This is a genomic window from Gordonibacter sp. (assembly GCF_036667095.1).
Classification (GTDB): Bacteria; Actinomycetota; Coriobacteriia; order Coriobacteriales; family Eggerthellaceae; genus Gordonibacter.
In genome coordinates this window covers 1-9691 of record NZ_JAVWUP010000100.1, presented here as the reverse complement: position 1 = coordinate 9691, position 9691 = coordinate 1, and the positions used below count along the sequence as shown (strand labels likewise).

The window sequence follows — 9691 nt, the reverse complement described above, 5'->3', positions numbered from 1 at the left end:
TGGTGGCACGGTGGGTGTTGTTTTTGGGGGTTGAACCCCCGGGTGGAGTGGGGGGTGTTTGCGCCCCCCAGCTTCCCACCAACGGCGAGGCCGGCAAAGCAGATTCGACGAGCGACTCGTATCCAGCAGGCTCGCTTAAAGCCGTCCATGTCACCGGCCAGTTGAACGAGGTCAAGGAATACAACAACAAGCTCTGCCTGAGCTGCCACAAACGCGACGAGATCAACGCAGCCAACGAGGACTATCAGGGCATAAAGGGCTTCAACCCCCACAAAGCGCACCTCGAAGCCGGCGACTGCACGACTTGCCATTCGGTAGACAGCACCTCGACGCTCACCTGCAACAGCTGCCACGACGCGCCGCTACCCGAAGGTTGGCAAAGCGCCGAACAAGGCTCCGGACCCATTCACTCGCTGAAGCAGGGCTAGCGCAAACAGCCGATGTGCCCCTCCCGATGCCGCCCCCTCGCCGAGCCCCTCCCCTTGGCAAAAGGGGCGGCGTTTGCCGTATCACCCTCCCGCAAACGCGCTTATACTTGTCCTACCAAGCGCGACAGCCTCGATCCGCGCACCTCTGTGCCTCGGTACTCGCAGGCCGTCCGCAAAGAACAGCGAAGGACTCGTCGCGCGAGCATCTCCAGCTTCAAGCCACGCACGATGCGAACGGCGCCGCAGCACGCGGCGGAAAAGGAGGAAGCATGAAAAAGTATCTGAAAGTGGCAATCGTCGGAGCCTGCATGGCAGCCATACTCATACTTGCGACAGGATGCAGCGCCCCCGCACAGGATTCGCCCAGCAAGGAAACGACCGTCGAATTCGATGGGGGCACGCTCTCGTACGCTCAGGGAGACCTAGCGGTGAAAGTAGCCGGCAATGCATCCACCGGCTACGAGTGGACCAGCGAGATCGAAGGCTCGTCTGCCGTCGCCAAGGGCGACGAGTATGTCTCCGAAGAAGGATCGAAAGCCGAAGTCGGCAAAGGCGGCGTGCACACGTTCCGCTACGCCGCCGAAGGTTCGGGCGAAGCCACGATCACGCTGAAGTACGCACGCTCATGGGAGGCTTCCAGCGACGATAAAACCGTCGTGATCAAGGCGACGGCAGATAACGGCGCGTTCACGAAAGCGGTCGTCGAATAAAGAACCGGGGCGAACACGGGGCGTATCCCCGAAAGACTTGCAGAAATACGCCCCGTTGGTCCACGAGCACCGTCTCCCGTCAGAACAAAGCGACCCCGGCAATCACTCGCCGGGGTCGCTTTCGTCAACTAGGAGCACGCTCCGCTGCAGCTAGGCTGCCAGACGCTTTGCAATAGCCAGAATAAAATCACGCGTGCTCAGCTTCGTAGGATTCTCAAGCGAGGTGATAAGCGCCAAGTCACCCGTCATCTCCCCCGCCTCGATGGTGTCGAGCGTCGCCTTCTCCAATTTGTCGGCGAAGCCCACCAGGTCAGCAAGACCGTCCAGCTCGCCACGCTTGCGCAGCGCTCCCGACCAGGCAAAAATCGTAGCCACCGAGTTCGTGGACGTTTCCTCGCCTTTGAGGTGCTTGTAGTAGTGGCGCTGCACCGTGCCATGCGCAGCCTCGTACTCGTAGACGCCCTGTGGCGACACCAGCACCGACGTCATCATAGCCAGCGACCCGAATGCCGAGGACACCATGTCGCTCATCACGTCGCCGTCGTAGTTCTTGCAGGCCCAGATAAAGCCGCCGTCGTCCTTCATAACGCGCGCCACGGCATCGTCGATAAGCGTGTAGAAGTACTCGATACCCGCAGCCTCGAAGCGCGGCGCATACTCGGCGTCGTAGATCTCCTGGAAGATATCCTTGAAACGGTGGTCGTACTTCTTGGAGATGGTGTCCTTCGTGGCGAACCAGATGTCCTGGCGTATATCGAGGGCGTACTCCAAGCAGCTGCGCGCGAAGCTCTCGATGGAAGCATCCAAGTTGTGCATGCCCTGCGCAATGCCCGGGCCGTCGAACTGGTGGACCAGTTCTCGCGTCTCGGTGCCGTCGGCCGCCGTGTACACCAACTCCACCGTGCCCGGACCAGGAATAGCCAACTCGGCATTCTTGTACACGTCACCGTAGGCGTGACGGGCGATAGTGATGGGCTTGACCCAGTTGCGCACGCACGGCTCGATGCCCTCGACCTGGATGGGCGTGCGAAACACCGTGCCGTCCAACATGGCACGGATGGTGCCGTTGGGGCTCTTCCACATCGACTTGAGGTCGTACTCGTCCATACGCGCACCGTTAGGCGTGATGGTGGCACACTTCACGGCCACGCCCAAGCGCTTGGTGGCTTCGGCCGAATCGATCGTCACCTGATCGTCGGTGGCGTTGCGGTGCTCGAGGCCCAAGTCGTAGTATTCGGTCTTCAAGTCGATATGAGGAAGAAGCAGCTCGTCTTTGATCATCTGCCAGATGATGCGCGTCATCTCGTCGCCGTCCATCTCCACCAACGGCGTCGTCATCTCGATTTTCGTCATGATCACCCTTTCGTTCGCACAAGTGCTTTGCCCCAAGCGCCAAAGCGCATCGTCGGGACAGGCTTTGGTATCCTCTTAATAATACCTTACCGCCTCTCAGCCGAACCAGCAGCAGCCCAAATCCAACGGGAAACCACTCGACTCAAAAGGATTGGTCGATTCGCAAGCTAATCCCGATACTTCGTCTTCTCTCTCGGAATTGGCCGTTCACGACCGATTCCTTCCTCCAAAACTGCAAACCAGGCGGCCAACACCAGCACACCACATCACACCAAAACAGGCCCGGGACATTCAGTCTCGGGCCTGTTCGGAAACCATGCACGACAGCGATTACTTCTTCTCTTCCTCATCGCCGTCGTCGTCGCCCAGGTCCTTGGAAGCTTCCTTCTGCTCCTTGTGGAACTTGTCGGCGCTGCGCTTCTCCGCCTCCGTAGCCTTCTTGAACTCGGTCGGCTGGTTGATAACCATCTGCGGATACGGAATACTGATGTTGTACTTGTCGAACAGTATCTTCATCTCGCGGTTCATGTCGCGCTCAAGCTGCGTCCTGTCGGATTCCTCGCACTGCACCACGATGCGGAGGCTCACGCTGTTGTCGCCCAACTCCACCACGCCCTTGTAGAACGGGCCGTCGATGGCCTTGGGAAGGCGTGCGCGAATGAACGGCAGTTCCTTCTCCAGGATGTTCTCCACGCGCTCCAGCGACTCGCCGTACTCGATGCCCACATCGCACTTGGCGAACGAAACCTCTTTGGTCATGTTCACCACGTTGCTGACGTCGCTGTTGCGAATGACCTTGACGTTCTTGGAGCCGTCTTCCACCTTGGTGGTGCGCACGCCGATCTCGACCACGGTGCCGTGCCAATCGCCCACCTTGATGGTGTCGCCCACGCGGAACTCGCCTTCAAAGATGACGAACAGGCCCGACAAAATATCCTCGACCAGCTCCTTCGCGCCGAAGCTGATGGCGATGGATAAGATGCCCGCCGATGCCAAAAGCGTCGTGGTGTCAACGCCCACCATGGACAAGCTGTAGTACACCATGCCGATGATCGTGGCGTACTTCACGAAGCTGGCCAAAAGCCTGCAGATCGTCTCGCCGCGCGCGCCCAGCACGGTGGCCAGCAGGTTCAGCAGCTTCTGCAGCACCGTGACCACGGTCATGGCCACGCAGATAAACATGATGCATGCCGTGATGGCGAATATGTTCAAGCCGCGCTCCCACTCGCCACCGAGAATGTAGGAGAAAATGGAGCCGCTATTGAAGAAGCGCTCCTGGAACACCACCGCCACGAACACGGCCAGCACCGATATGCCCACCAGCCAGCGAACCACCGTCGCCGTCTTCTGCTCGGCCGTCTTCTCGCTCCACCTAAACGAGCGGTCGAGCCAGCGGCTTGCCGCCGACTCCGTCTTAGCCCTACGCCCGCTCGGCATGACCACGTCGAACATGCGCGGATCGTCGGTGCCGCCCTCCACCGCCGCACGCTTCGGCGCACGCTTCATGCTGCGCGTATCGAATGCCAACAGCAGGAAGATCACCACGAGGCATACCAGCGCCACGCCACCCGTCGCAAGCGTCAGCAGCGTGCGTTCCGCCATGAGCGAGCCTTCGGTACCGGCGATGAAGACGTGGTAGTCGTCCGTCTCGACCGACGAGGCATAGTAGCGCTTGCCGCCGATGTCGACGTAATCGCAATAGCCGTCTTTCAACTGCAGCTCAGTCATGCCCTGATCAAGTGCGTTCTTGCCCACAAGCCGCTGGTCGGGGAAGTAGGCGATCGTGTTGTCGGCTTTGCTGACGGCAAAGGCGAACCCGTCGGACCCTGCTTTCACGCCGTCGAGCACCTCGTCGATCTTCACGCTGTCGATCATGGTCTCTAGGCGGGCCGGACGGACGCCTATCTGCACAAGCCCGCTCGCATTGCCGTTCTCGTCATGCAGCGCCACGCCGATGTACTGGCGCAGTTGGCCGGATATCTCGTCGGCTTGTGGCTCTTGGACAACAGAATCGGCACCTTGAAGCAGCTTGTTGAACACGAAAGACTGGTCTTCCGGATTGCTGCTCAGCACGAAGTTCGTGTACGAGGAGTTCGTCGCCGTCAGGCTTCCGTTCGCCGCGAAGGCAAACACGTACTGTATCTGCAGCGCGTCGGCAAGTGCTTGCAGGTCGGTCTTGTTCTGCAAGGCCGGGTTCTGGTCCAAGATGTAGCCGGCCACGCGACACTTGCTCAGGTAGCGCTCGCTGTACTGGTCGGTAAGAGCCTCCATGCGCTGGTCGGCAAGCTTGATAGTCTCAGCCGCCTCCGCAGCACGTTCGTTGTTGGCCACCGACTGCGACGAGAGCGCGAACAGCGTCTGCATGTAGAACGTGACGCCCAGAATAGCCAAGAAGCCCACCAGCGATAGCACGGCCGCTTTTCGTCCGATAACCTTGTTGTAGCGCAGCGGGCCGATGTCGCGATAGTCCCGGCTGTCCTCCCCGCGACGCTCGTCCTCGCACATGACGAAGATGCCATACATGATGATCACGGTCATAACGGCGAAGAATATGAACAGGATCACGCCCACGGTGATGTTGCGGGTTGACTCCATGTCGCTTTCGGGAACGGTGGCGATATAGTACGTATTGTCGACTCTCGCGACGGAGCAGTACAAAGACTCGCCATCCAACTCCATCCAGGCAACGGTGCCGTCTTCGAGATCGGCCGCATCGAGGCCGCCGTCGATGGCGTCCGAACCCACTAGGTTCGAGTTCGGATGGTACTCGATGACGTAGTCCTGCGCGGATACCGCGAACACGTAGCCGTGCTGCCCTATGGAGATGTTCTTGAGCACGCTCTCCGTCGATCCCGTTTCGTCAATCAGCTGGAACAGCTCGTCAGGATTCTGCTCGACCACCACCATAGTGGCATCGTCGATGCGCGCGGCATAATAGCGGAAAGCCCAGTCCTCCTCGGGCAGGTACACATCCACTGCCTCCGAGGGCTTGCCGTCGGAGAACACCGTGCGCAGCTGGTTGAAGCGCGACGAAGTGAAATCAGCCCGCGTGTCCTGCGCGCTTGCAATCAGGTTGCCCTCGCGACCGACCACCATGACGTTGTCGACGCCCAGCAGGTCTTTGTACTCGACCATTTTTGCATGGGTAGCCTCGAAGCCTGCATTGTTGTTCGCCATGAAAGCGACGCTTTCGGCTTTGGACTTGAATATTTCGTCGTAGGTAACTTTATTCTGCTCACTATTGTCGTTCGCCGACGCGAGCAGCTCAGGAAGCGCCGCGGCCTCCTGCTGCATCTCCTGCGTGTAGTCGGCCAACGACAGGTCGTTCTGCATCGTGGACAGCAGGGCGCCCATGACAACCATGCTAATCGCCGCAACGGCTATGAGGATGGCGATTTTTACCTTGAGTTTAGTAGACACGTTCGCCCTCCCCGTTAGTCCCATTTATCCGTCAGCGTAGCAATCGTGCCGTCGTCGAGCATAGACTGCATGGCATCGGCAGTCGGCTTGCTGAGCGCAGAATCCTTCTGCGTTGCCACACCGTACTCCTGGCTGTCTATCGAGAAGTCGAGGATACTGCGGTCGGCACTCAGGTACATCTCGGCAATGCTGCCGTCCATACACGCCGCGTCGATCGACCCCTCCTCCAAACGACGACTGAGTTCTTGGTACGACTCTATCTGAACCAGGCGAAACGTATCGAATCGGGTTTCAGATTTATCCTCGGTCTGAGCCAAGGGTTCACCGGAGGTAAAGCCCAATTCGGTCAACTTGATAACCAGCTGAGGAGCAGTGTTCGAACCGGCCATGGCACCGAACGTCATACCTTTGAGCTGTTCGATACCGCCTACAAGCGAGCTGTTTTCAACCATGACGATGGAGAGGTCGTTGTAGTATGCCGGAGAGAAGTCGAAGTTCGCCAACCGCGTCTCCGAAACGGAGTAGCAGGCAATCAGACAGTCCACCTTGCCGTCTTGGAGCATTTCCTTGCGGTTCTCGGGCAGGACGTCCACATACTCGATATCAGCATATCCCAGCCGTTTGGCAAGCTCTTCGGCAATGTCGATCTCCAGGCCGTAATGCTTGCCGGTCTCCTCGTTGAGGTACCCGAACCCCACCACATCGCTGCGCACGCCCACGCGCAGCGTGCCACTGCCCGTTGCTTCCTTGCCGTTGGCTGTGCAACCCGTCAAGCCCAACAAGGCGCACATAAGAAGCAGGGCGACGAGCAGCGCCGCACCGCGCCCTTCTCCTCTTGCTTTCCCCATCCGTCTCCTCCGATCCAAAAGCCTTTTTGCCCCGTTTGAAACAAAGCGACATCAAACTGTAAAGTATGGCAAAAAACCACGCAGGCGAGAAGGATGATGGAGAGATTCAATTGTTTATTGAACACTACGGTGCCTCGGTATCAGCCAGTTCCTCGAAAAAGCCTACGCGGAAGTTTTTAAACACGACCTCGCTTTCTTCCTGCGTAGCATCGAGGTCGATATCGCCGGCTATCCCGAAGTCATGATCGTCGTCGGGGTCGCTGAATATCTGATGGACATGCCACACATGCTCGGCATTCTCGTCTGCCGTATCGATATCGAGATAGGCCAAGGAGCGGGCACCCGCATCGATGAGCACCTCCCCATGCACATCGAAATACGCATCAAGCGCGCGCTGCCAGCGCGGCTCGCCGCAGCCCCACTCCTGGTCGAGCTTCCCCAGCTCGCCCGCGCGACGCTGCGACGCCAGCCGAACACGTAGGAACAGCGCATTGCGCACCAGCACGGTAAGGCCGCGGCGATCGCGCACCACCGCATCGGTCGCCGAAGGCGGCACCACATCCAGAGTGGAGCCCGCGCTCTCCCACTCGTCCACGAGGCTCGAATCCACCGAGCGCACCACGAATCCCAGCCACGCGATAATATCCTCCAGACGCTCCTCGCGCTTATCGGCAGGAATGGTGCGGTCGAGCACGCGGTAGGCATCAGCCAGGTAGCGCAAAAGCGTACCCTCGGAGCGCGAGAGGTTGTAGCGGCTCACGTACCCCTTGAAGTCCGAGGCACCCTCCAGCATGTCGCGCAGCACCGACTTGGGCGCCAGTTCAAAGTCGCGCGCCCACGGCACGTCTTGGCAGTAGCGTTCGAACGCAGCGCCCAACAAGTCCTCAAGCGGCTTGGGGTACGTAATCTCCGCGATGCGCTCCATGCGCTCCTCGTACTCGATGCCGTCGGCCTTCATCTCGAAGATGGCGCGTTCCCGCTCTTTGCGCTCCTGGGCGCGCAGCACCTGCCGCGGGTTCTCGAGCGTTGCTTCGACCATGGATACGGTGTCAAGGGCGTAGGTTTCGCTCTCGGGGTCCAAAAGCTCGAGCGCCGCCAGCAAAAACGGCGACAAAGGCTGGTCAAGCGCGAAATCATCGGGCAGATCCATCGTGGTCACATATCCTACGCCACCGTCTTCGCCTTCGACAAGCTCTATGACATCCGCCTTGATAAGCGTATCGAATATCTCGTCTGCACGCTGGACGAGCGCAAGCTTTTCCTCGGGCGTCTGCGCGGAATCATCGACAAGGCGGCGCACCCGGCCGTACGCGTCACCACCTTGCACCACCTCGGAGAGCACCATGGAGTGCGTGATGCGCATGCGAGGTTTGAGCATCTCGGGCTCGGCAGCTATCAGGCGTTCGAACGTCTGCTTGCTCCAGGTAACGAAGCCCTCAGGAGGCTGCTTCTTCTTCACCTTGCGCAGCTTCTTCGGATCGCCCCCCGCCTTTTGGACCAGCTTGGCGTTCTCTATCTCGTGCTCGGGAGCCTCGGCTATCACCATGCCCTCGGTGTCGAAGCCCGAGCGCCCGGCCCGCCCGACGATCTGATGGAACTCACGGGCACGCAGCCGGCGCATGCGGTAGCCGTCGAATTTGGTCAGCGCCGTCAGCACCACGGTATGGATAGGCACGTTGATACCCACGCCCAGCGTGTCCGTGCCGCAGATTACCGGCAACAGGCCCTGCTGCGCCAGCTTCTCCACCAGCAAGCGGTAGCGTGGCAGCATGCCTGCATGATGCACGCCCACACCGCTTGCCAGCAGCCGCTTGAGCGTCTTGCCGAAAGCCGTGGTGAAGCGAGTGCCCTTCACCGCCTCCTTCACCAGCTCGCGCTGCTCCTTGGAGGCCACGCCGTAGCTCGAAAGCGCTTGCGCGGTAGCAAGCGCCGCATCCTGAGAGAAGTGTACGAGGTACAGCGGCGCCTCGCCCTTGCGCAACGCTAGCTCCACGGTACCCTCGAGCGGAATCTCCACGTACTCGTAGGCCAAAGGTACCGGTCGCGGCGCATCAGCCACGACGTCCACATCCGTGCCCGTGCGCGCCTTCAGCGACTCAGCAATGTTGCTCACGTCGCCCAACGTGGCGCTCATCAGCAAAAACTGAGTCTTCGGCAAGGTGAGCAGGGGCACTTGCCACGCCCAGCCACGGTCAGCATCGCCGTAGAAGTGGAACTCGTCCATAGCCACGCAGCCCACGTCCGCCTGCTCGCCTTCGCGCAACGCCTGGTTTGCCAGGATCTCGGCCGTGCAGCAGATGACGGGAGCCTGTGCGTTGATGTGGGCATCACCCGTGATCATACCCACGTTCTCGCGCCCAAGAATATCTACCAGGTCGAAGAATTTCTCGCTGACAAGCGCCTTGATAGGCGCCGTGTAGTATGCGCGACGCCCCGAGGCCAGCGCCATAAAATGCAGGCCTAAGGCCACAAGCGACTTCCCCGAACCGGTAGGGGTACCTAAAATCACATGGTCACCCACCATAAGGCCCATCAATGCCTCTTCCTGATGCGGCCACAGCTCAATACCGCGCGAGGCCACCCAAGAAAGGAAGCGATCAAGCGCCTCGTCGGCAGAAAGCCACGGCTCAGGCTCTGCCTCGCCCTCCTTGGGCTCCCACCACGTCGGCGCAAGACGCCCGAGCGAACCGAAGGAGAACGCGCCCTCCTCGGTCGATTCCGCTGCCGCTTCTGTTGTTTGCTCCACCATGAAGGATTACCTCCGAGAATAAGAATGTGTCGTATCTCCATTCTACCCGCAAAAGGCACCGGAATGACGCACCATCGAAAGCAGACAGGCAAGACAGGGGGACGGAAGATACGAAGAGCTCCCCGACCGGCAAGCCGAACCGATGCGCACCGCGCCCTTTCGGGAATCCCTCGGACTTTTCTA

At 59.8% G+C, this 9691-nt stretch carries 6 protein-coding genes; 2 read left to right on the top strand and 4 right to left on the bottom strand.

Translation table 11 applies throughout. From position 1 onward, the window contains the following. Window positions 1-2 precede the first annotated feature (2 nt). The gene (locus RR842_RS09365) at window positions 3-428 is read left to right on the top strand and encodes a cytochrome c3 family protein (protein ID WP_332729567.1); all 426 of its coding nucleotides are present in this window, start codon (window positions 3-5) and stop codon (window positions 426-428) included. Between the two features lie 269 nt (window positions 429-697). Continuing rightward, window positions 698-1138, top strand: coding sequence for a protease inhibitor I42 family protein (locus RR842_RS09360; protein WP_332729566.1), 441 nt, complete (start codon window positions 698-700; stop codon window positions 1136-1138). 150 nt (window positions 1139-1288) lie between these two features. Here the strand turns inward: RR842_RS09360 and RR842_RS09355 are convergent, their stop codons facing one another. From RR842_RS09355 to RR842_RS09340, 4 genes are all read right to left on the bottom strand, one after another. Next, on the bottom strand, window positions 1289-2491 hold the full coding sequence (locus RR842_RS09355; protein ID WP_332514096.1) for an NADP-dependent isocitrate dehydrogenase: 1203 nt from the start codon (window positions 2489-2491) through the stop codon (window positions 1289-1291). 330 nt (window positions 2492-2821) lie between these two features. Next, window positions 2822-5911 carry a mechanosensitive ion channel domain-containing protein gene (locus tag RR842_RS09350; RefSeq protein ID WP_332554145.1) on the bottom strand — a complete coding sequence of 1030 codons (3090 nt, stop codon included), beginning with the start codon at window positions 5909-5911 and terminating at the stop codon, window positions 2822-2824. Window positions 5912-5925: 14 nt separating this feature from the next. Further along, entirely contained in the window at window positions 5926-6759 is an 834-nt protein-coding gene (locus tag RR842_RS09345) for a transporter substrate-binding domain-containing protein (RefSeq protein ID WP_332729564.1), read from the bottom strand. 124 nt (window positions 6760-6883) lie between these two features. Then, on the bottom strand, window positions 6884-9508 hold the full coding sequence (locus RR842_RS09340; protein WP_332729562.1) for a DUF3516 domain-containing protein: 2625 nt from the start codon (window positions 9506-9508) through the stop codon (window positions 6884-6886). Window positions 9509-9691 lie beyond the last annotated feature (183 nt).